23 protein-coding genes and 1 tRNA gene are annotated in these 20,208 nt (G+C 62.8%); 15 read left to right on the top strand and 9 right to left on the bottom strand.

Annotated features, from left to right (window positions below; genetic code table 11):
* From RID11_RS19305 to RID11_RS19285, 5 genes are all read right to left on the bottom strand, one after another.
* A partial coding sequence (locus RID11_RS19305) for a hypothetical protein (RefSeq protein WP_350141912.1) occupies window positions 1–439 on the bottom strand: 439 nt, incomplete at its 3' end.
* 119 nt (window positions 440–558) lie between these two features.
* Entirely contained in the window at window positions 559–1,260 is a 702-nt protein-coding gene (locus tag RID11_RS19300; RefSeq protein ID WP_350141911.1) for an SDR family oxidoreductase, read from the bottom strand.
* Between the two features lie 49 nt (window positions 1,261–1,309).
* A complete protein-coding gene (locus RID11_RS19295) occupies window positions 1,310–2,224 on the bottom strand; it encodes a PhzF family phenazine biosynthesis protein (RefSeq protein WP_350141910.1) in 915 nt (304 codons plus the stop codon).
* A 19-nt stretch (window positions 2,225–2,243) separates the two neighbouring features.
* Entirely contained in the window at window positions 2,244–3,011 is a 768-nt protein-coding gene (locus RID11_RS19290) for an NAD(P)H-dependent oxidoreductase (RefSeq protein ID WP_350141909.1), read from the bottom strand.
* Window positions 3,008–3,253 (bottom strand): hypothetical protein, encoded by a 246-nt coding sequence (locus RID11_RS19285; protein ID WP_350141908.1) that lies wholly within the window; start codon window positions 3,251–3,253, stop codon window positions 3,008–3,010. Before RID11_RS19285 ends, RID11_RS19290 begins: the two co-directional genes overlap by 4 nt.
* Window positions 3,254–3,444: 191 nt before the next feature.
* Here RID11_RS19285 and RID11_RS19280 point away from each other — a divergent pair, with 191 nt between their 5' ends.
* The 8 genes from RID11_RS19280 (at window position 3,445) to RID11_RS19245 (ending at window position 9,600) form a co-directional block, all read left to right on the top strand.
* Window positions 3,445–4,356: a transcriptional regulator GcvA gene (locus RID11_RS19280; protein ID WP_350141907.1), complete on the top strand. Its 912-nt coding sequence runs from the start codon at window positions 3,445–3,447 to the stop codon at window positions 4,354–4,356.
* 124 nt (window positions 4,357–4,480) lie between these two features.
* Window positions 4,481–4,879, top strand: coding sequence for a DUF2177 family protein (locus RID11_RS19275; RefSeq protein ID WP_350141906.1), 399 nt, complete (start codon window positions 4,481–4,483; stop codon window positions 4,877–4,879).
* Window positions 4,880–5,044: 165 nt separating this feature from the next.
* Window positions 5,045–5,770 carry a DUF6544 family protein gene (locus RID11_RS19270; RefSeq protein WP_350141905.1) on the top strand — a complete coding sequence of 242 codons (726 nt, stop codon included), beginning with the start codon at window positions 5,045–5,047 and terminating at the stop codon, window positions 5,768–5,770.
* Between the two features lie 110 nt (window positions 5,771–5,880).
* Window positions 5,881–6,855, top strand: a complete 975-nt coding sequence (locus RID11_RS19265) for a M23 family metallopeptidase (protein WP_350141904.1) — start codon at window positions 5,881–5,883, stop codon at window positions 6,853–6,855.
* Between the two features lie 467 nt (window positions 6,856–7,322).
* On the top strand, window positions 7,323–7,835 hold the full coding sequence (locus RID11_RS19260) for a hypothetical protein (RefSeq protein ID WP_350141902.1): 513 nt from the start codon (window positions 7,323–7,325) through the stop codon (window positions 7,833–7,835).
* Window positions 7,836–7,932: 97 nt separating this feature from the next.
* The gene (locus RID11_RS19255) at window positions 7,933–8,544 is read left to right on the top strand and encodes a hypothetical protein (protein ID WP_350141901.1); all 612 of its coding nucleotides are present in this window, start codon (window positions 7,933–7,935) and stop codon (window positions 8,542–8,544) included.
* A 200-nt stretch (window positions 8,545–8,744) separates the two neighbouring features.
* Window positions 8,745–9,260 (top strand): hypothetical protein, encoded by a 516-nt coding sequence (locus RID11_RS19250; RefSeq protein WP_350141900.1) that lies wholly within the window; start codon window positions 8,745–8,747, stop codon window positions 9,258–9,260.
* 157 nt (window positions 9,261–9,417) lie between these two features.
* On the top strand, window positions 9,418–9,600 hold the full coding sequence (locus RID11_RS19245) for a hypothetical protein (RefSeq protein WP_350141899.1): 183 nt from the start codon (window positions 9,418–9,420) through the stop codon (window positions 9,598–9,600).
* Here RID11_RS19245 and RID11_RS19240 read toward each other — a convergent pair.
* A complete protein-coding gene (locus tag RID11_RS19240) occupies window positions 9,582–10,853 on the bottom strand; it encodes a tyrosine-type recombinase/integrase (RefSeq protein ID WP_350141898.1) in 1,272 nt (423 codons plus the stop codon). The genes RID11_RS19245 and RID11_RS19240 overlap by 19 nt on opposite strands.
* 148 nt (window positions 10,854–11,001) lie before the next feature.
* Window positions 11,002–11,091 (bottom strand) — tRNA-Ser (locus tag RID11_RS19235).
* A 201-nt stretch (window positions 11,092–11,292) separates the two neighbouring features.
* Between RID11_RS19235 and RID11_RS19230 the strand changes: the two genes are divergently transcribed.
* Genes RID11_RS19230 through RID11_RS19200 form a run of 7 tightly spaced genes read left to right on the top strand, consistent with a single transcriptional unit; the run spans window position 11,293 to window position 17,665 of the window.
* On the top strand, window positions 11,293–12,201 hold the full coding sequence (locus tag RID11_RS19230) for an SPOR domain-containing protein (protein ID WP_350141897.1): 909 nt from the start codon (window positions 11,293–11,295) through the stop codon (window positions 12,199–12,201).
* 16 nt (window positions 12,202–12,217) lie between these two features.
* Window positions 12,218–13,381, top strand: a complete 1,164-nt coding sequence (locus tag RID11_RS19225) for a D-alanyl-D-alanine carboxypeptidase family protein (RefSeq protein ID WP_350141896.1) — start codon at window positions 12,218–12,220, stop codon at window positions 13,379–13,381.
* Window positions 13,378–14,004 (top strand): dTMP kinase, encoded by a 627-nt coding sequence (gene tmk / locus RID11_RS19220; RefSeq protein ID WP_350141895.1) that lies wholly within the window; start codon window positions 13,378–13,380, stop codon window positions 14,002–14,004. The genes RID11_RS19225 and tmk overlap by 4 nt, the downstream gene beginning before the upstream one ends.
* A complete protein-coding gene (locus RID11_RS19215; protein ID WP_350141894.1) occupies window positions 14,001–15,122 on the top strand; it encodes a DNA polymerase III subunit delta' in 1,122 nt (373 codons plus the stop codon). Before tmk ends, RID11_RS19215 begins: the two co-directional genes overlap by 4 nt.
* A 20-nt stretch (window positions 15,123–15,142) precedes the next feature.
* Window positions 15,143–15,934 (top strand): TatD family hydrolase, encoded by a 792-nt coding sequence (locus RID11_RS19210; RefSeq protein ID WP_350141893.1) that lies wholly within the window; start codon window positions 15,143–15,145, stop codon window positions 15,932–15,934.
* On the top strand, window positions 15,934–16,731 hold the full coding sequence (locus tag RID11_RS19205; RefSeq protein ID WP_350141892.1) for an MBL fold metallo-hydrolase: 798 nt from the start codon (window positions 15,934–15,936) through the stop codon (window positions 16,729–16,731). Before RID11_RS19210 ends, RID11_RS19205 begins: the two co-directional genes overlap by 1 nt.
* 4 nt (window positions 16,732–16,735) lie before the next feature.
* Entirely contained in the window at window positions 16,736–17,665 is a 930-nt protein-coding gene (locus tag RID11_RS19200) for an AEC family transporter (protein WP_350141891.1), read from the top strand.
* A gap of 36 nt (window positions 17,666–17,701) precedes the next feature.
* Here RID11_RS19200 and RID11_RS19195 read toward each other — a convergent pair whose 3' ends face one another.
* On the bottom strand, window positions 17,702–18,934 hold the full coding sequence (locus RID11_RS19195; protein WP_350141890.1) for a mandelate racemase/muconate lactonizing enzyme family protein: 1,233 nt from the start codon (window positions 18,932–18,934) through the stop codon (window positions 17,702–17,704).
* Between the two features lie 76 nt (window positions 18,935–19,010).
* Complete coding sequence (locus RID11_RS19190; protein WP_350141889.1) at window positions 19,011–20,096, bottom strand: zinc-binding dehydrogenase; 1,086 nt, start codon at window positions 20,094–20,096, stop codon at window positions 19,011–19,013.
* Window positions 20,097–20,208: the final 112 nt, after the last annotated feature.

The following is a 20,208-nucleotide window of genomic DNA, read 5'->3' as shown; positions in this document are numbered from 1 at the left end:
AACACCTCACCACCGCAACCGACACCCGCGCTGCGCCATCTGAAAGCTCCGCACGGATGTCGGTTGCTCCACCTGCGCCAATCGGCGTATCAAACCAAAGGGCTCCGGTTCCGGCTGGATGAAAGTTCAGTGGCAGGTCAGGATCAGCCTGTTTCCCGGGACGAGCTTTCGCACCTGGTCGGCGGTCGATCAGCCAGTTCCCAAAAAAGACGAGCTCGGCGTGCTTGGTCAGCGCACCCTTGGCATTGATCGCGTCGGCGAGCGTGGCGGGAACAGTCTTCTCTGTATCGACCAGCCGCTGAAACACCGCTGTGTTCAGCCTGCGCACGTAGCCCCGCTCCAGCGGTCCCGTCTCCAGCGCGCCGGCCTCGAAGAGCGCCTTCGCAGCCAACGCCAGTTTTTCCGCGCGAACTTGTTGGTCTACTTTCGCGCTGGTCATCCGACGCTGCTCCTTTGAGAATTCGGAAATCGATTACGACCAACTGTGCACAGCGGCAAGCGCCCTTCACACATCTTGTAGAACTTCAATGCCCCGCAAGAGACAACAAGACCTGCCATTTACATGTGGCGTGTCATCCCGCCATCGGCGCGCAAGCTCTGCCCTGTGATATAACTGCTGTCCTCGGTCAGCAGGAAGGCCGGCACACGGGCCTGCTCCTCTGCCCGGGCGAGGCGCCGGAGGGCGGATTTCCCGGCAAGCTCCTGCGGAAGGTCGAGGCTATCGGTGAAGCCTGGCAGCAGACAGTTCATGCGGATGTTGTCGGGACCATAACGGTCCGAATAGAGCTTGGTGTAGTTCGACACGCCGGCGCGGTAGACGCTTGAGGTGGGGAAGGTCAGCGAAGGCTCGAAGGCGGAATAAGTCGTGATGCTGACGATCGAGCCGCCGCCTTGCGCCGTCATTACCGGTGTCAGCAGCCGTGCCATGCGAATGACGGGCATGAGGATCATCTCGTGCGCGCGATCCCAGTCCGTGTCCGGGATGTCCAGGAGGTCGCCCTTGGGCGGGCCGCCTACATGGATCAGGCACGCGTCGATGCGGCCATGGGTGTCGAGAGTGAGGTCAAAGATCGCTTTCGTGTCATCCGCATTTTCGGCGCGGCCGCGATGCGCAACACCACCCAGTTCTTTCGCCAGTTTTTCACAGCTATCCGACGGCGACATCAGCGCGAGCTGATAGCCGCGCGCGTGCATTTCGCGGGCGGTGGCGGCACCCATGCCACGCCCACCGCCGATGATGAGGCAGGTCTTGTGGGTCATGTCATCCTCCATGGAACAGCTTGGTCATTGGCGCATGCAATCACGGCGCTCAGTAGCGCACCACCCTCTCGTCCTTGACGTGGCCATGGCCGCCCACCATCAGGCCGGTAATCTCTCCGTCCGGGCGGGTCAGGCGGATGTCGAGCAGGCTGGCCGACGGAGGTATCATCAGGGCGCCCTGCTCGATCAGCAGCCGGTCCTTCGCATAGCCGAACCTGTCATGCAGCAGGCATCCGAGCGGACCGGCGGCCATCCCGGTGGCGGCCTCTTCCGCGATACCGTAGCGCGGCGCAAACATCCGCGTGGTCGCGTCGGCCTCGCCCTCCAGCGGCACGAAGACGTAGACGCCGATGAGATCCAGGCGCTCGCTGATCCGGTCGATCCCGGCCATGTCCGGTTGCAGGTCGCGGAGCGTCGCGACGTCCCTAAGGCCCACCAGCAGGAACCGGACGCCGGTATCGACCACGCTCGGGGGCGTGCTGCCCGTGAGATCGCCCTCGTCAAGCCCGAGCGCGTCCAGCACGTCCGCACGTGTCACCCCAGCCTGCGACCAGTCGGCCTCGTCGCTGTAGCGCGGCGCCGTCTGCTCCATGAAGGCCGCACCCTCGGTGATCCGGATGGCGCGCGGGCCATCGACGGTTTCCTTCGAACTCCAGCCCTCCTGCACCCGACCGAGGGCGGCCAGCACGGAAAACGTCCCGATCGTTGCATGGCCGCAATGTGCGATCCGGCGGTTCGGCGTGAAGAAATCGAGCTTGAAGGTCTCCGTCTGCGATTGCGAGACGAAGGCGGTCTCGGACAGCCCCGCGCTGGTGGCGATGGCCTGCATCTCCGCCTCGCCCAGATCGTCGGCATCAAGCACGACCCCGGCGGGATTGCCGCCGGCACCGTCGCGGATGAAGGCATTGACGATCTGCACCGTGACGGTGCGGGGCGGGGTGGCGGTTTCGTGTGTCTCTGTCATGTCTTGCTCCTTCTCGTTTTCAGATATTCGCCTGCGGGCAGGTGATCGTCGCATTCTGCGCCGGGGTGATCGCGCGACCAAGCGCATCCCAATCCGCCCAGCCGGGAAAGCGCAGCGGCGGCTCCCCCATCACGCCATGCAATCGCTCGGACCACCGGTCCAGCAATCCGTTCAGATGGGCCGCCAGCCTGTCCTCGGACTGGTAGGCATAGCCATGCCCCTGCACCCCCGGCGACAGCATCGGCGCGGCCACGTCAAACCCCATGTAATGCAGCGAATACTGGATAGGCCACATCAGCGCGTCGATATCGCCGCCGCGCCCGCCGGGGCCAAAGGCCACCTCGGGCGCGCCGCTGGTCACCGAACAGATCGCCCGCTTGCCGCGGAAATACCCCGTGTCATAGCGCATGCGGCTGGTATAGAGGCCGCCGCTGACAAAGACTCGGTCGAACCAGCCCTTCAGCATCGCCGGCTGCGCGTGCCACCAGAGCGGAAATTGCAGGATCACGAGATCGGCCCATTCGAGCCGCGCGATCTCACGCGAGACATCGCGCGGCAGGGTGTCGGTCTGGTAGGCGTTGCGCTGTTCGGCGAGCGGCGCGAAGCCGCCCGGATCAACAGGGTCGCGATAATGGCGCGCATGCTCGATCGGGTCGAAACCTTGCTCGTAGAGATCGGAGATGTCGACCTCGGCGCCCATGCCGCGCAGCGTCTCGTCGGCCCGGTTGGTCAGCGCCGCGTTGAAACTGCCGGGATCGGGATGGCAATGAACGATGAGGGCTTTCATTGGCACGCCCCGGTCCGGGCACTCAGAGATATATGCGCGCCGATGGTTCGACTCCAGACGGGCCGCGCGACGCGAATGATTGTTGCGTTCCAGAGCCATCCCAGGGCGATCCCGCATCCGCGCATGGCGCGGCCGAGGACAGTGCGCCACATGTCGGATCTGAGACGGCTGGCCTCTGCGGCGGCGGCGCGCATGCGCGGATCCGGGTGGCTTGCGAGACGGATTTGGTCGATATGGGTCATGACATGGCCTCCTTTCGATCTGGATTTTCATGGCGGACCACGCCAGAAAATCTTGTTCGTGCAATGCTGTGCGTTGCGCTGTGCATTGCGTTAGGCCAATGATGGGGCGCGTTGAGCTGTTTCACAAACGAGAATGTCTTGGCCTACAGGATAGAGAAACTTATGCGTGAGCCTCGATCATGACACGTCGCATGCCTCCTTTAAACGCGCTCCGGGCCTTCGAGGCTGCGGCGCGGCATCTGAGCTTCAAGAAGGCGGCGGAGGAGTTGCACATCACGCCAGCGGCGATCAGTCAGCAGGTCCGCGCGCTCGAGGACCATGTCGGCCGTCCGCTCTTCCGCCGGATCACGCGTGGTCTGGTGCTGACCGAGGCAGGGGCTACGGCCGCACCGCTTCTGACCGAGGGGTTGGACCGGCTGGCCGAGGCTTCGGCCCGGATGCAGGACGCTCCCCAGAGCAGGATATTGACCGTGAGCGTCGCACCGTCGCTCGCGGCAAAATGGCTTGTGCCGCGCCTGGAGCGTTTCCGCGAGGCACATCCCGATTTCGACATCCGCCTCGATGCCACGAATGCGCTGTCGACCTTTGAGGAGGATGGCGTCGATGTTGCGCTGCGTTTCGGCGGCGGCAGCTATCGCGGCCTGCATGCTGAATGCCTGTTGGCCGAAACCGCGTTTCCCGTGTGCAGCCCGCGATTGCTGGACCATGGCCCGCCGCTTGAGACCCCTGGCGATCTGGTGGCGCACACGCTCTTGCATATCCAATGGGCGATGGACACCGACACCGCCCCGAACTGGCAGATGTGGCTGCGTGCCGCCGGGGTCGACACGGTCGATCCCTCACGCGGTCCGCGCTTCAGCCATGACAGCATGGCGGTTCAGGCGGCGATCGAAGGTCAGGGGGTCGCGCTGGCAGTCTCGACGCTGGTCGTCGACGACCTTGCCGCGGGCCGGCTCGTCCGACCTTTTCCGCCAACCGTCAGCGAGGAGACGACCTTCGGCTACTACCTCGTTTACCCGGACGACAAGGCGGCCGATCCAAGGGTCAGGGCCTTTCGTGACTGGATCAACGCCGAGATGGGGCACACCCGAGGCGGGGCGTAACGCATGGTCCGACGTAACCTGCGTCGCGGCGTGTCAGCAGGCTTTCATGTGGTGGTGCCCACATCCCCCTTCGTAGACGGTCTGCCTCGCCGACCTACGTGGAGCCGTGCAAAAGGAGAACCGCATGTCCCTTCTCGTCCTTGTCCTGGTCACCGGCGTGATCTTCCTGATCGCCGACGCCATCATGCTCTCGACCGTCATGCAACCGCTCTTCGCTCAGCACTTGGGCGAGACGCTCCGCGACGGTATACGGCCCCTCCCGGCTGTGCTGTTCTATCTCATCTACATGGTAGGCGTGGTCTGGTTTGCGGGCTGGCCGGCGCTGCGCGATGGCACGCCCGTCACCGCGCTCGTCAACGGCGCGATCCTGGGCTTTGTCGCCTACGGCACCTACGAGCTGACCAGTTGGACGGTGGTGCGCGACTGGCACCCCTCGATGGTGGTCGCCGACATGGCCTGGGGCGCGACACTCACTGCCGTATCTGCCTGGGCCGGAGTTGTAAGCGCCCGGGCAATCGGCTGAACGGACCACACGACCGTCAAGTGACTGCGCCGCGTCCGGTGACGAACCCCGCCCACTCCTGCATCATCTCGCGTCGGGGCGCGTGATTTCGGGTTTTGACGGAGGTCAACGTGCCAAAGCGTCATTTGTGGTCATGATCCAAGCTGGTTTATAGGAGCGCACAGAATGACGATCTTGATCGTAATTTGCACCATGCTGCAGGTGTGCATTGCGACTTTAGCGCTGCTTCTTGTCTATGATCGGCGGGCCGATCGCGCCGATTGGCAGCGGCTGGCGGCGATGCAGCCCGCCGATCCGGCGCGGTTCGATCCTGAGATGGTCGCGGACCTGCCTGAACCTGCGCGCCGCTATTTCATGTTCGTGATACAGCCCGGCACCCCGCTGTTGCCCGTGTCTGAAATCGACATGACGGGGAAATTCAGCCGTGGCAGCAAGCAGGCCCCTGCCTATCGACCGATGGCGGCGCGCCAGATCCTGTCCGTGCCGGAGGGATTCGTCTGGGCGATGCGGACGCGCAAGGGGATGCCGGTGTCGGGGTCGGATTCCGCATTCTGGACACGGTTTCGCATTTTCGGGCTGATCCCCGTCGGGCGATTGGGGGGTAATGCTGACCACAGGCGCTCGGCCTTTGGGCGCTATGTCGCCGAGGCCGTGATCTGGTCACCGGCCGCACTCCTGCCGGGTCCGGGCGTTTCCTGGGAAACGGTGGATGACAGCACCGCGCGTGTGACTGTGCGCCGTGACGCGTTGAGCGAGGCGGTCGATGTGACGCTGGACCATGAGGGCCGGCCGGGTGTCGTTTCCTTCCAGCGCTGGAGCGACGCGAACCCGGACCGCATCCACCGCTTGCAGCCATTCGGTGCGACCCTGTCGGACTTTCGCGAAGTCTAGGGGTATCGGCTGGCGTTCCATGTCGAGGCGGGCAACATGTTCGGCACGGACGACTATTTCCCATTCTTCATTGCGGATGTCACCGAGATCCGCTTGCCGAGGGGTGTGCCATGACGGTGATGATCCTGTCACTTCAGATCGCGTTGCCGCTCGCTTTGATCGCATGGGTAGCATTTCTTCCGGGTAGAACTTGGTCCAGATTCGGGCTTCAGGCGGTGGGCACCGGTGCTTTCCTGTTCGCGCTGGCCCGGGTCGCGCAATGGGCCGTTCCGGTCTGGTGGTTGCCTTGGGTCTATGGCGGGCTTTGGCTGCTCGCCGTGCTGGCTGGGCTGGTGCGCAAGGGCAGGGCTGCGCCATCCAGGGTGCCGAATGGGCTGGCCGGATGGGCCGGGATAGTGCTGTCGGTCGTGCTTTTGTGTGTCGGCGGCTGGTATGGCGCACGCGCAGTGATGGGTAGCAGCCTGCCAGAGGTCGAGATCGTCGATATCGGCAATCCGCTCGGACCCGGTCACTATCTCGTGGGTAACGGGGGCTCGAACCGGATCGTCAACGTGCACATTGCGACACTTGATCGAAGCGTTGCGCGGTTTCGTCCGTGGCGTGGTCAGTCCTATGCGGTGGATTTCTTCGGGCTTGGAGCCTGGGGGCTGCGCGGGCAGGGCTGGCAGCCTGCCGATCCTGCCGCCTATGCCATCTTCGGAGCGGAACTGCGCGCTCCCTGCGTCGGTAAGTTGGTCGCTACGGAAGGGGAGATGCCGGATTTCGAGGTGCCAAATAGCGATCAGGTCAACCGTCTTGGCAACCACGTTATCCTGCGCTGCGGCGAGGCCGAGATCGTGTTGGCCCATATGCGACAGAGTAGCGTGACCGTGGCATCTGGCGATCCGGTCAGGGTCGGGGACCTGCTTGGGCAGGTCGGCAACTCCGGTGCCTCGACCGAGCCGCATCTGCATATCCACGCGCAGCGTCCCGCAGCCCTTGGTGCGCCGCCGATCTCGGGCGAGCCGCTGGCCCTACGCATCGAGGGCCGTTTCCTCGTGCGTGGCGATCATCTTTCGGGGCAGCCGGTCAATCCATTGAGGTAAAGGCCGAGGGCACCCCGGATTGGGGTCTATGAAACGTCCACACATATGCAGACGATGACGGGCTCCGAGCCGATTCTACCAGCGCTTGCACTTTGGACATACGCCTTTTCCCGTGCCGACGCACTCTCCAGGAATTCTGATGGCGCACCCTTGGCACCCGGCAGGTCAGGGTGCGTTAGGTCGGGGCAATCCAACGTTCACCGCGGCCACATTCCTTATCGACTCGTTGTGCGCCTGGCGCGCTACAGTCCGGCTGGTTCTGCACTGGCTTAAGCGCTGAACATTCTAGTGACTTATTCTCGCTCTGGCTGGTGCTTTTCGCGTTCTGCTTATGGTGGTCCAAGTCGGTGCCAGTGATCTGACGAGGAGGGCAGGCGAAAAATTGCACATGGGTGCAAAAAACATCTCGACAAACATAACACGTTAGTGTTATGCTCAATTTAGATAACACGACATTGGAGATCGATATGGCACAAACGCCTGCGGAAATTCAGAAAGCGTATCGCGAGCGGAAAAAAGCCAGTGAGCAAGCAGCTGGTGACGCCACTTATCCGTTTCTCAAGGAGCCCTTTTATCTCTGGTTGGAGCGGACCGATGGTGGTGGTGATTGGACGGCGGCCGAGATGGAGTTGAACCTGGCATCGATCGAGATGCCGCAGTTTGAAGATGATGACGGGCCGCGACCCTACGACGGTGCGTTCGGCGACGATCTTGAGAAGTATTATCTAGGCTATGAGAAATCGATAGGGCGCGCCGAGGCGATGGTCGACAGTCTGATTGGGGCTGCGAGTTGCATCGCGGTGGTGATCAATAAATACAAGTGTCAAGAGATCGAGGCGCGCCTCAAGGAGCTTGAGGTTTCTGACGAGGCTGACAAGGCCACGGCAATGAAACAAGCAGTTCAGCTCAACAAGATACTGGACCAGCTGAATAAGCAGGTTCGAAGCTCCTTTCCCCAGTGGAAAGTGAGGGGCATCTGACCCTCAAAGTAACGACTTGACCCGGTAATCAACATCTCACCTTCGAAACCGGGTCAAGCCGCAAATATCAAACTGGCAACCATGAAAGGAGCCGCTTGTGTCTTTACCCTACTTTATGCGTTCTGCTGCATCAACCTCTGAAAACGGGACCTCGTCCTGGATTGAGACGGAGGAAATGAAGAACTTTGTGCACGAAGCTGGTCATGCTGTTGTTGCGCGGCTGACCGGCTTCCCGGTTGCTTGGGTCTCAGTTGATGCGGCTTTTATCAGAATGGATCCCTTGGCGATCGAAAATGAATGCAATCATGGGTCTGCCGTTTGCCTTACGGTCTCTTCCGACAGATTGAATCCCATTCTCAATAGACGTTCTGCTTTAAATAAGCAGGACAAGGAAACAGTTGTTGGATATTGCATGCACGTCTTGGCCGGGCCTTTATCCGAACGCCGTTTCGATCCTGACTCTTTTGACCCTTTGCCGAGCCTGAATGACTATGGTCAGGTCGCTCAGGTGCTGGCGTCGGTCAGTCGGTCAGACAAGGTGTTGAAAAAGAGACTCTTCATCGCGGCTCGTCGTCAGCTGAAAAAAATGCTGTGTGAAAATTGGTGTCTGGTTACCCGCGTCGCCACTGCGATTAAGAACAATCGGACGCTTTCGGGTGACGAGTTGGACAGCTTGATTTTCGGCGCAGAGATGGAGAAAGCAGCATGAAACAGCTCTCTGATACAGGTCATGCTCAGCCCTTCATGGGGCTTAGCTAAGAAAGACCGTATCCACAGGCTGCTGCTTTCGGAAGATTCCCCCAAAGGGAAAAGGACGAGGGTGCCACCCTCGAGAGTGCGGCGTGGCCCCGGTGACCAAACTGAAACCACGCCGCTCAATTCAACGTCTCAACATAAGGAAGAGACATCATGACTATCTATACTGCTAACACCCAGAACATCAACTTCCGCGACTACATGGCTATGCCGTCTGGCATGGATTTTGAGCGTCTTTTCGACGTCCTCAATGACCATGGCATCACTGTGGCGAATACCGCCGATGACTTTCTGGATGCACTCGATGAAGAAGATGTGATTTACGAGATGGACGACTTGGGCGCTCATCTCGAATTCTACGCTCGTTATTTGCAGGCCAAGGTCAAGGGATTTGAATCTCTCCGCAACGACGGAATTGACGCCATCTTTGCGGCGGCCGACTATTCTGCCAACCTGACGCTGACGGCCCGCAGTGGGGCCGGCGTCAGCGGTTCGTGGTGCCGCAAGGACGGCGTTCTTTACATTGTCTACGGCGACATGGTCGATACGACTGCGGCAAGTGCGGCACGCATCAAGCGTAGTCGCAGCAAGGCGGATAAGGAGACCGCTGTGTTTTGGCTGAGACAGCTGGCTCAGAGGAAGGCCGAGATGCAGCGTGACGCTGCATAGGCTGGATCACCGACGGCATGAAAATCAACCCGCCGGTGAAAGCTGGCGGGTTATCAGTTTGCTGGCAGGCAGCTAGCGAAGAGTTGCTAAAATGCAACGCCAGCGGTCGATCTGGAAAAGTTGCGTCACCCGAACCGCTCACCGCTATAGCGGAAGCATGAGCCCTGATCTGACATCCCTGCAATCGGCCTATCTCAAGTTGGCAACGCTCGTGTTGCATGACGAGGTGTATCTGCCGGTCTTCGAGCGCATTGAGCGTGAGATAGCGGTGTTACAGCAGAAAGATGACGTGATCGCTCGTGCTCGTGCGGTCGCCGCGCTTCATAAGGCTGTCTCCTGAAGAACGGCTTTTAGCTGCTCAAGACTGGCACCTCTGCCGTAGCGTTCGCGGTTAAGTGTATGCCCCATCAAGTCACGCCTGATACGCTCGTCGATATTGGCTGCCAGCATACGATCCTCGAAGCTGTGACGCAGGCCATAGAGTGTGTGTTGAGGTGTCTCCATGAGGCCGGCACCGCGCATATACTTGTTCACTGTTGCTGACAGGCTGGCGCCGCTGTTGATGTAACGTGGGAAACCGCTGGGGAACTTACGCATCGCCTCAAGGCTGACGCCGCATAACGGTATTACTCGGCGTGCGTTGGTGCTCTTCAATTGCCGACCAACCGGTTCGATTGAAATGTGGGGCACGTTGTCCTTGAGGCGGATCTGATTAGCCGTCAGGGCAGCCAGCTCACTTGGACGCGCGCCGGTGTTCAACATCGCAAGCAGGATACCACGTGCCTCGTCATTAAGGCCATTGAGTGCATCAGGGGCCAGGATCTTGTCGCGTATCCAGCTGTCCGAGAAGGGAGGCCGCTGCTTTGCCTCGCCCTCCTTGAAGTGCAGATCGCTCAGAGGCAAGACCAGTCCGAGCCGTTTCAACCGATTGACGGTCTTCAGCACATCGCCGAGGTGTGTGAGGTCCTTGTTCGCGCTGTTCGCTGTGAGACCCTCAACCTCGAGTCGCTCGATCCACCAGGAACGGAAGTCCAGCATGTCATCGCCGGTGATGGCCGATATCGGCTTGTCACCTATAACCGCAACGACGTTCTTGATCGCCTTGATCCTGGGATTCTTCCAGCGGCGAAGTTGATCTTCGCTTTTTCCGATCACCTTGTCAGCGGTAAGGGACCAATATTGCGCCAAGGCTCGTGTGATCGTGATTTCCGGCTCTGCTGCACCGCCGAGCAGTGCGGCAGCGTCTTTCAGGTCAGGATTGTCAGCAGGGCCGGATACGGCTTCTATCCGCTTTAACAACTCGTCAGTCGGTAGCTTGGCCACTTGATCTGCGCGCATGTATCGAAAGCCACGTGCGGCTGCCAGATCGCGCGCCGCCGTGAACCGTTCGTCCGCATCAGTTGTGTCACCTGCGAGTTTTGCCTCCCACGCCTCCACCATCTGCGCCCAGGCCACGTCAGCCTTCTGATCGGCAACAGACGGGCTGTCTGTGTGCAATGATAGCCATATGAACTTGCGCGGCTCTACGGCTGCATAGCGTTTCGGGACCCTTCTGTAGAGAGAAAGACCCTTGCCTCGCTTTTTGACCGCCATGATTTGCCCCTCGCTGCCCCGAGGTAATGTAAAGCATTTTGTATAGCGAATTGTATAGCAAAACTTTCAGGCAAAGCGGTAGCGTAGGGCAATTTTCAAAATAATAAACTTAATATCAATTGCTTATTATGATGTGCTGAATTTCTGGTGGCGGAGGAGGTGGGATTCGAACCCACGGTACGCTTTCACGCACGCCGGTTTTCAAGACCGGTGCAATCGACCACTCTGCCACTCCTCCGGCCCGGATGCTCCTACAGCGCCGCGCACGATTCTGAAAGATGTTGTTTCGCGTGGAAAATCGCCCATCCCGCGCCTGCGCACTTTTCACGTGGCGGGCGAGGCGCTAGACTGCGCACGGGATCATGCCGGGGTAACGAGCGGCGCGACCGGAAAACCGGCGCAGGCCGGGTGGGCGTGAGCTAGAGGCAAGGGGCAGAACATGATATATGCGATTGGGGGCGAACGGGCACCGTGGTGCCGTTTGATGCTGGCGGGGCTTGGCCTCGCGATGCTGGCCGGATGCGACGAGAATGGCAATTTCTCGCTCCAGCCTGATACGCCCGGTGGTGAAGTCCAGGCACAGTCCGGCGGATCGGTCAAGCTGGTGGAGCGCGACGTCGAGGCGCCGGATGTGTTTCAGGTCACCGATATGGGTCTTTGGGACGGTCGCCCGTCGCTTGGCGGGGTCTGGGTTGCGCATCCTGACGTGAAAGAACCCGAGCGGGTGATCATCCGCAATACGTCGAATTCGAATTTCGTGATCGGAGCCTTGTTCCGGCGCGAGCGAGAGACACCCGGGCCAGCGTTGCAGGTCTCATCAGATGCCGCCGCCGCCCTTGGCATGCTGGCAGGTGCACCTGCGCAGCTCAACGTTACCGCACTGCGGCGCGAAGAAACACCGGTCGCGCCAGAACCCGAGGAGGAGGAGGTCGCGACCGAACCGCTCGCGGAGACGCAGGGCATTGAGGAAAGCGCCCTTGACCCGGTCGCGGGTGCCGCCGCCGCCATCGAAGCCGCCGAAGCCGCCGAAGCCGCCGAAGCGCAGGCTGAGACCGCCGCCGCAACCGCCCCCGTCGAGCCTCCCAAACCGCGACCCGCACCGCGTGCGTCGTCGCTGGAAAAGCCGTTCATCCAGGTCGGTATATTCAGTGTCGAGGAGAACGCCCAGAACACCGCCACCGCGATGAGGCAGGCAGGCATGGTGCCCACCGTGCTGGAGCAGTCGTCGCAGGGCAAGGCCTTCTGGCGGGTCATCGTCGGGCCGGTCACCAGTGCCTCCGAGCGCAGCACGGTTCTGAAGAAGATTCAGGGGATCGGTTTTGCAGATGCCTATCCCGTCACGAACTAGATCCATGGAGGGGACCATGCGCCTGATCCGCCCTATCCTTGCCGGTCTTCTGGGGCTGGTGTTGGCCTGGCCAGCCGCCGCGTTCGAGACGAGCGCGCGCGCGGCTTATGTGGTCGATGTCACCACCGGCACCGTGTTGCTCAACAAGAACGCCGACACGCCGCTGCCGCCCGCGTCGATGTCGAAACTGATGACGCTCTATGTGGCCTTCGAGGCGGTGCGCAGTGGGCGCTTGTCCCTGGATGAACGCCTGCCGGTGTCGCAGCATGCGATGAGCTATGGTGGCTCAACCATGTTTCTCGATACAACCGACCGGGTGCGGGTCGAGGATCTGTTGCGCGGGATTATCGTGTTGTCGGGCAATGACGCTTGCGCGGTGATCGCCGAGGCGTTGAGCCCTGATGGCACCGAGGCCGGGTTCGCCCGGTTCATGACACAGCGCGCGCAGCAGATGGGAATGACCAACTCGGTGTTCAAGAATGCCAGCGGCTGGCCTGCCGAAGGTCATGTAATGAGCATGCGTGATCTCGCGTTACTGGCGCGTCACATCATTGAGGATTTTCCCGAATTCTACGAGATGTTCGCTGAGCGCGAATTCCGTTTTGACGGGCGTGCGCCGAGCAACATCAACAATCGCAATCCGCTTCTGGGTCTGGGCATCGGGGCGGACGGGCTCAAGACCGGGCACACGCAGGAGGCGGGATATGGCCTGACAGGCTCGGCACGGCAGGGTGACCGGCGCGTGATATTTGCGATTTCCGGCCTCGACAGTGCCGCCGCCCGCGCCCGCGAATCCGAGGCGATCGTCAATTGGGCGTTTCGCCAATTCGCCCGCAAATCCGTGGTGAAGGCCGGGGAGGAAGTGGCCCGCGCGCCGGTCTGGATGGGCGAGGCGCAGAGCGTGGGGCTGACCCCGGCCGAGGACATCGAAACGCTGTTGCCGGTGTTGGGCGGCGATCAGGTGGCCGCACAGGTGGTCTATACCGGCCCGGTACGTGCGCCTGTGGCGGCGGGCGACCAACTGGCTGAATTGGTGTTGACACCTGAGGGGCTGCCCGAGACACGGGTGCCGCTGGTGGCCGCCGAAGCCGTTGAGCAGGGCGGGTTCGTGACCCGTTTGCGCACGGTGTCGGGCCTGTTGATCAAACGGTTGCAGGAAGGTCCCGAGGGCGCGCTTTGAGCGGGTCGGGCCTGTTCATCAGTTTCGAGGGGATCGACGGGTCGGGCAAGTCCACGCAGGCCCGCCTGCTGGCCGAGCATCTGCGCGGGCAGGGCCGCCACGTGGTGCTGACCCGCGAGCCGGGCGGCAGTGCCGGGGCCGAAGAGATCCGCCGTCTGGTGCTGGAGGGAGACAAGGATCGCTGGTCGCCCGAGACCGAGCTTTTGCTCTTCACCGCCGCGCGCCGTGACCATCTGGAGCGGGTGATCTTGCCTGCGATTGACGCCGGTCAGGTGGTGATCTGCGACCGTTTCGCCGACAGCACGCGGATGTATCAGGGGCTTGGTCGCGCCGATCTGCGGGGGCTGGTCGATCAGTTGCACGAGTTGATGATCGGGCGCGAGCCGGATGTGACGGTGCTCATCGACATCGCGCCCGACGTGGGGCTGGGCCGCGCTCTGTCGCGCGGCGGCGGCGAGGAACGGTTCGAATCCTTCGGAGAAGGGCTGCAGGCGCGGATGCGCGCCGGGTTTCTGGCACTGGCCAAGGAATTCGCGGCGCGTTTCGTGGTGATCGACGGGGGCCGCGGGATGGCGGCGGTTGCCGGGGATGTGGCGCACGCGGTCGAGGCGCGGCTGCCATGAGTGACGAGGTGCTGCCAGACCCTGATCGCGTCGAAGGTGCGCCGCACCCGCGCGAGACTGCGCGTCTGATCGGGCAGGGGGCCGCAGAGGCGGAATTCCTCGATGCCTTCAACAGCGGGCGGCTGCATCACGGCTGGCTGATCACCGGGCCGCGCGGGGTGGGCAAGGCGACCTTCGCCTGGCGGCTGGCCCGGTTTCTGCTGGCCAATCAGGACGCGCAGGACGACGGTTTGTTCGGTGCGCCACCCCCGCCTGCCTCGCTGGATGTGGACCCGGAGCACCCGGTTTCAAGGCGCATGCTGGCGCTGTCGGAGCCGGGGTTGTTCCTGCTTCGGCGCGGCCCCAATGACAAGGGTGACCGGCTGGCTGCCGAGATCCGCGTGACCGAGGTGCGCAAGCTGGGCAATTTCTTTGCGCTGTCCTCGGCCGATGGCGGACGGCGCGTGGTGATTGTCGATGCGGCGGATGAATTGAACATGCAGGCTGCGAACGCGATCCTCAAGATGCTGGAGGAGCCGCCCGCGCGCACGGTTCTGTTGCTTGTCTCGCATCAGCCCTCGGGCCTTTTGCCGACGATCCGGTCGCGCTGCCGCACGCTGCGGCTTACTCCCCTCGGGTCCGAGGACATGGCCACCGCGCTGGAACAGGCAGGGATTGAGGCCGAGGGTGATCCCGTGGCGCTGGCGGAACTGTCGGGCGGGTCGGTGGGTGCTGCGGTACGAATGCTCAATCTCGGCGGGCTCAAGACCTATGCGGAACTGGTCGGCCTGATGGAGAACCTGCCGCGTCTCGACCGGGCGCGTGCGTTGAAGCTGGCCGAGGCAGCGGCGATGCGCGGGGCCGAAGAGCGGCGTGACCTGCTGTTTTCATTGACCGATCTCTTCATGATCCGCCTCGCGCGCACCGGGGCCACGGGCCACCCGCCATCGGCTGAGGCCGCCCCGGGCGAGGCGGCGCTGCTGCAGCGCCTTGCCCCTGATCCGCAGCGCGCGCGGGATTGGGCCGATTGTGCGCAAGAGATCGGCGCGCGGGCGCGGCATGGCCGGGCGGTCAACCTTGACCCTGCCAGCCTAGTCCTAGATACGGTGTTCAGAATTCAGCAAACCGCGAAGGGCTGAGCGCCCGCCGAGGGAGAGGCATGAGCACCGAGATCCGCATCACAGACAGCCATTGCCACCTCGACTTTCCCGACTTCGACACCGAGCGTGACGATGTGATCGCCCGCGCAGTGGGGGCGGGCGTGACACGCATGGCGACGATCTGCACCAAGCTGCGGCAGGAACCTCAGGTGCGCGCCATTGCTGAGGCGTACCCGGAGGTATTCTACGCTGCTGGAACGCATCCGATGTCCGCCGCCGCCGAGCCGATGGCGTCGGTGGAGGAGTTGGTGGCGCTTGCCGCGCATCCGAAATTCGTGGGCATCGGCGAGAGCGGGCTTGACTACCACTACACCGCCGAGAGCGCCGAGGTGCAACAACAGAGCCTGCGCATCCACATCGCGGCGGCGCGCGAAACCGGCCTGCCGCTGATCATCCATGCTCGGGATGCGGATGACGACATGGCGCGCATCCTGACCGAGGAATATCGCAACGGGGCGTATTCTTGCGTCATGCATTGCTTTTCCTCGGGGCCCGATCTGGCGAAGGCGGCGCTCGATCTCGGGTTTTACCTGTCGATGTCGGGCATAGCTGCCTTTCCCAAGAGCCAAGCCCTGCGCGATACCTTTGCGAGCGCCCCAGTGGATCGCATCCTGGTCGAAACCGACGCGCCCTATCTTGCCCCGCCGCCCTATCGCGGCAAGCGCAACGAGCCCGCCTATACCGTGCATACAGCGCAGAAGGGGGCTGAGGTGTTCGGCATGGACTGGGCAGACTTCGCGGCACAGACAGAGGCCAATTTCGAGCGGCTCTTCACCAAGGCGGTGCTGTGATGGGCGAGTTGCGCTTTACCATCCTCGGCTGCGGCTCGTCGGGCGGTGTGCCGCGCCTTGGCGGCCATTGGGGGGACTGCGACCCGAACGAGCCGCGCAACGCCCGACGGCGCTGTTCTCTGCTGATCGAGCGTGAGACGGAAGCGGGCGTGACGCGGGTGCTGATCGACACCTCGCCCGACCTGCGCGCGCAGCTTCTGGATGCGGGCATCGGCGCGCTCGACGCGGTGGTCTATACCCATGCTTATGCCGACCATGTGCACGGCATCGACGACCTGCGGATGATCGTCTTCAACATGCGCGCGCGCCTTCCGGTCTATGCCGATGGCGACACGCAGAACGCGCTCTATGCGCGCTTCGGCTATGCCTTTACCCAGCCCGAGGACAGCCCTTATCCGCCGATCCTTGATATGCACACGATTGACGGACCGTTCGAGATAGTGGGGGCAGGGGGCGCTATTCCTCTGATCCCGTTTCAGGTCGGGCACGGCGCGATCGACGCGCTTGGCTTCCGGGTAGGGGATCTGGCCTATCTTCCGGATGTGGCCGAGATCCCCGAAGATGTCTGGCCGATGCTTGTCGGTCTTGATTGCTGGGTGCTCGATGCGTTGCGGCGCACGCCGCACCCCACCCATGCGCATCTCGATCTGGCGCTCGAGTGGATCGCGCGGGCGGCCCCGCGCCGGGCGGTGCTGACCAACATGCATATCGACCTCGATTACAAGACCGTCGCAGACGAGACGCCCGCGCATATCACCCCGGCCTATGATGGGATGATCCTGCGCTACGCGGTCTGAGCCGATGCAGGCGCTGATCGAAGTCATCCTGCCGGTCTTTCTGGTGATCGGCTTTGGCTATCTCGCGGTCTGGCGCGGCTGGTTCAGTCAGGCCGGGGTCGAGGGGCTGATGACCTTCACCCAGAAATTCGCCATTCCCTGCCTGCTCTTTGCGGCCATCGCCCGGCTCGATCTTGGGCAGAATTTTGAGTGGCGGCTTTTGTTGAGCTTTTACGCAGGCGCGCTGTCGGGGTTCCTTCTGGGCCTCTTGGGGGGGCGGTTCCTGTTTGGCCGCTCTTGGGAGGACGCGGTCGCTATCGGCTTTTGCGGGCTGTTTTCCAACTCGGTCCTGCTGGGCCTGCCGATCATGGAACGCGCCTACGGTGTTGACGCACTCTCCGCCAATTTCGCGATCATCGCGATCCATTCGCCCTTTTGCTATGGCATCGGCATCACCGTGATGGAGGTTGTGAAGGCGCGCGGGCAGGCGGGTACCAAGGTCGTGGGCAAGGTGCTGCGGGCGATGTTCTCGAACACGCTGATCATGGGAATCGGTGCGGGGTTTGCCGTCAATCTCTCGGGTTTGCCTCTGCCGGGGCCGTTCAATGACGCGGTTGACCTGATGGTGCGGGCGGCGCTTCCGGCTGCGCTCTTTGGGTTGGGGGGCATCCTCGTGCAATATAAGCCCGAGGGCGATATGCGCGTGATCCTCTATGTTTGCGCAGCCTCGTTATTGGCGCATCCGCTGGTGACCTATGGTCTTGGGCGGGGGCTGGGGCTGTCGGTCGATGCGCTGCGCTCGGCGGTGGTGACGGCGGCAATGGCACCGGGGGTCAACGCCTATATCTTCGCCAATATCTACGGACATGCCAAACGGGTGGCGGCGTCGAGCGTGCTGATCTCGACGGCGCTGACGGTGGTGACGGCGTGGCTGTGGCTGCAAGTCCTTCCATAGACAGTATTTTTCTCGTTCTTCCTGTGCTATGCGGTCTCACTCCGTCTTGAGTGGTGCGCCCCCGGCGAAGCTGTTGCCGTTGACGTAATCGCAGGGGGCGTCCTGCATTTCCAAATGCAACCCGTCGCCGTCGAAGGGGTGCGCGCGGGCGAGGGCCTCGTCCACCTCGATGCCGAGACCGGGGGTGTCGGGCGGGGTGATGAAGCCGTCCTCGACCGTGATCCCGCCCTTGATGAGCGCGCTGTGAAAGGGCGTCTCGATGGTTTCGGCCATCAAGATGTTGGGGATAGAGGTGGCGAGGGCCACATTCGCTGCCCATTCCACGGGTCCGGCATAGAGGTGGGGAGCCAGTTGGGCGTTATGGGCTTCGGCGATGGCGGCGACCTTTTTCATCTCCCAGATGCCGCCTGCGCGGCCAAGGGCCGGTTGCAGGATTTCGGCGGCGCCCGCGCGCAGGACGGCGGCGAATTCGGCCTTGGTGGTCAGGCGCTCTCCGGTGGCGACGGGGATGCGAACGGCCCGGACCACACGGGCCATTTCTTCAATGTTATCAGGGGGTATCGGCTCTTCATACCAGAGCGGGGAGTAGGGCTCGAGCGCCTGTCCGAGGCGGATGGCACCGGCGGTAGTGAACTGCCCGTGGGTGCCGAAAAGAAGGTCGGCGCGGTCGCCCACGGCCTCGCGGATGGCGCGGCAGAAGGCCACGGACATGGTGATGTCGGACATCGCGGGCATGTGCCCGCCGCGCATCGTGTAGGGGCCGGCCGGGTCGAATTTTATCGCTGTATATCCGCGACTTACGCAGTCGAGCGCACTTTCGGCGGCCATCTCTGGGGAGGTCCAGAATTGGCTCAGATCGTGATGCGGCAGGGGGTAGAGATAGGTATAGGCGCGGATGCGCTCGTTCATCCGCCCGCCGAGCAAGGCCCAGACCGGCCGGTCGCGCGCCTTGCCGAGGATGTCCCAACAGGCGATTTCCAGCCCTGAGAATGCCCCCATCACCGTCAGGTCAGGGCGTTGCGTGAAGCCCGAAGAATAGGCGCGGCGGAACATAAGTTCAATGTTTTCAGGGCTTTCGCCTGCCATGTGGCGCGCGAACACATCCTCGATCACGGCGCGCATCGCGTCCGGCCCGACGGAGGCCGCATAGCATTCGCCCCAACCGGTGATGCCGGTATCGGTGGTCAGTTTCACCAATATCCAGTAGCGCCCGCCCCAGCCGGGGGCGGGGGGTGAGGTCACGATGATGTCGAGGTCTTGCAGTTTCATGGGGGCCTCCGGGGGCTGATTTTGCCGGTCGGTATCGTGTCGGTATTACGTCGGTATCGCGTCGGTGCCGGTGCCGTCAGTCGAACACGATCACGTTGCGCTTGGCGGCGCCGGTCCTGGTGTCGGCGATGGCCTCGTTGATCTGCTTGAGCCGCCAGCGGCCCGAGATCAGCTCGTCGAGTTTCAAGCGCCCCTGTTCGTAGAGATCGACCATCCACGGGATGTCGCGGCGAATGACCGTCTCACCCATCTTGGAGCCGACAAGCGCCTGTCCCATGGCGGCGAAATTGGCGGCCTCGTAGCGGCTCTCGGCGCCTGAATGGGGCATGCCGACCATGATCATCCGGCCCCCGCCCGCGAGGTAGCGCGGGGCCTCGTCATAGGCACGCGCGGAGCCTACGGTGACGAGCACCGCGTCGGCCCCTCGCCCCATCGCCGCCTTGGCCGCGCGCCACGGTTTGTCCTCGGTGGCGAGCACGCCGTCGGTCGCGCCGAAGTCGCGCGCGATGGCGAGTTTCTCGTCGTTCATGTCCACCGCCACGATGCGCCGCGCGCCCGCGATGCGCGCGCCCTGAATGGCGTTGAGGCCGACACCGCCCGCGCCGATCACCACCACGTCCTGCCCTGCGCGCAGCTGTGCCGCGTTGACCACCGCGCCGACGCCGGTGATCACCCCGCAGGCCAGCAGTGAGGCCGCCGCCATGTCGATCCCCTCGGGCAGTTTCACAACCTGACTGTGATGCACAACAACCTTTTCGGCGAAGGCGCCGCAGGCCATGGCCTGATGCAGCTTGCTGCCGTCGGGCATGGTCAGGGGGCCGTGATCTCCGTCATAGGGGGTTTCGCATCCGGTGGGCCGCCCGCTGCCGCAGCTTGGGCATTGGCCGCAGGCGCGAATGAGGGTGACGACGACCGGGTCGCCCTCGTTGAGCCCGGTGACACCGGGTCCGATGCCGCGCACCCGGCCTGCGGCCTCGTGGCCATAGACCGCCGGAAGCGATCCGCCCCAGCCGCCATCGGCATAGGAAATGTCCGAATGGCAGATCGCCACGGCGTCGAGATCGACCAGAACCTCGCCTGCCTCGGGGCTGCGCAGGTGGACGTCCTCGACGGTGAGCGGGGTGCCGAATGCATGGCAGACGGCGGCCTTGATGGTGTGCATGAATTTCTCCCTCGTTTTTTCACAGGTGAGGGGGATTCGCGGGAGGGTTCAAGGGCAATTATGTGGGGGGTGTGGGGTCGGGATGGGGTGTGGGTTGGCCTGGAGCGGACAT

It is taken from the genome of Roseovarius sp., assembly GCF_040219995.1.
Taxonomy (GTDB): Bacteria; Pseudomonadota; Alphaproteobacteria; order Rhodobacterales; family Rhodobacteraceae; genus Roseovarius.
This window is presented reverse-complemented; position numbering and strand designations above follow the sequence as displayed.

Excerpts from the sequence above, each read along its gene's own strand:
- RID11_RS19275 (WP_350141906.1), top strand. The coding sequence starts at position 4,481 with ATGTCCCTTCTCGTCCTTGTCCTGGTCACCGGCGTGATCTTCCTGATC.
- RID11_RS19240 (WP_350141898.1), bottom strand. The coding sequence starts at position 10,853 with ATGGCGGTCAAAAAGCGAGGCAAGGGTCTTTCTCTCTACAGAAGGGTC.
- RID11_RS19210 (WP_350141893.1), top strand. The coding sequence starts at position 15,143 with ATGAGCACCGAGATCCGCATCACAGACAGCCATTGCCACCTCGACTTT.
- RID11_RS19270 (WP_350141905.1), top strand. The coding sequence starts at position 5,045 with ATGACGATCTTGATCGTAATTTGCACCATGCTGCAGGTGTGCATTGCG.
- RID11_RS19190 (WP_350141889.1), bottom strand. The coding sequence starts at position 20,096 with ATGCACACCATCAAGGCCGCCGTCTGCCATGCATTCGGCACCCCGCTC.
- RID11_RS19205 (WP_350141892.1), top strand. The coding sequence starts at position 15,934 with ATGGGCGAGTTGCGCTTTACCATCCTCGGCTGCGGCTCGTCGGGCGGT.
- RID11_RS19200 (WP_350141891.1), top strand. The coding sequence starts at position 16,736 with ATGCAGGCGCTGATCGAAGTCATCCTGCCGGTCTTTCTGGTGATCGGC.
- RID11_RS19265 (WP_350141904.1), top strand. The coding sequence starts at position 5,881 with ATGACGGTGATGATCCTGTCACTTCAGATCGCGTTGCCGCTCGCTTTG.
- RID11_RS19260 (WP_350141902.1), top strand. The coding sequence starts at position 7,323 with ATGGCACAAACGCCTGCGGAAATTCAGAAAGCGTATCGCGAGCGGAAA.
- RID11_RS19285 (WP_350141908.1), bottom strand. The coding sequence starts at position 3,253 with ATGACCCATATCGACCAAATCCGTCTCGCAAGCCACCCGGATCCGCGC.
- RID11_RS19215 (WP_350141894.1), top strand. The coding sequence starts at position 14,001 with ATGAGTGACGAGGTGCTGCCAGACCCTGATCGCGTCGAAGGTGCGCCG.
- RID11_RS19195 (WP_350141890.1), bottom strand. The coding sequence starts at position 18,934 with ATGAAACTGCAAGACCTCGACATCATCGTGACCTCACCCCCCGCCCCC.
- RID11_RS19295 (WP_350141910.1), bottom strand. The coding sequence starts at position 2,224 with ATGACAGAGACACACGAAACCGCCACCCCGCCCCGCACCGTCACGGTG.
- RID11_RS19290 (WP_350141909.1), bottom strand. The coding sequence starts at position 3,011 with ATGAAAGCCCTCATCGTTCATTGCCATCCCGATCCCGGCAGTTTCAAC.
- RID11_RS19230 (WP_350141897.1), top strand. The coding sequence starts at position 11,293 with ATGATATATGCGATTGGGGGCGAACGGGCACCGTGGTGCCGTTTGATG.
- RID11_RS19225 (WP_350141896.1), top strand. The coding sequence starts at position 12,218 with ATGCGCCTGATCCGCCCTATCCTTGCCGGTCTTCTGGGGCTGGTGTTG.
- RID11_RS19300 (WP_350141911.1), bottom strand. The coding sequence starts at position 1,260 with ATGACCCACAAGACCTGCCTCATCATCGGCGGTGGGCGTGGCATGGGT.
- RID11_RS19250 (WP_350141900.1), top strand. The coding sequence starts at position 8,745 with ATGACTATCTATACTGCTAACACCCAGAACATCAACTTCCGCGACTAC.
- RID11_RS19245 (WP_350141899.1), top strand. The coding sequence starts at position 9,418 with ATGAGCCCTGATCTGACATCCCTGCAATCGGCCTATCTCAAGTTGGCA.
- RID11_RS19280 (WP_350141907.1), top strand. The coding sequence starts at position 3,445 with ATGCCTCCTTTAAACGCGCTCCGGGCCTTCGAGGCTGCGGCGCGGCAT.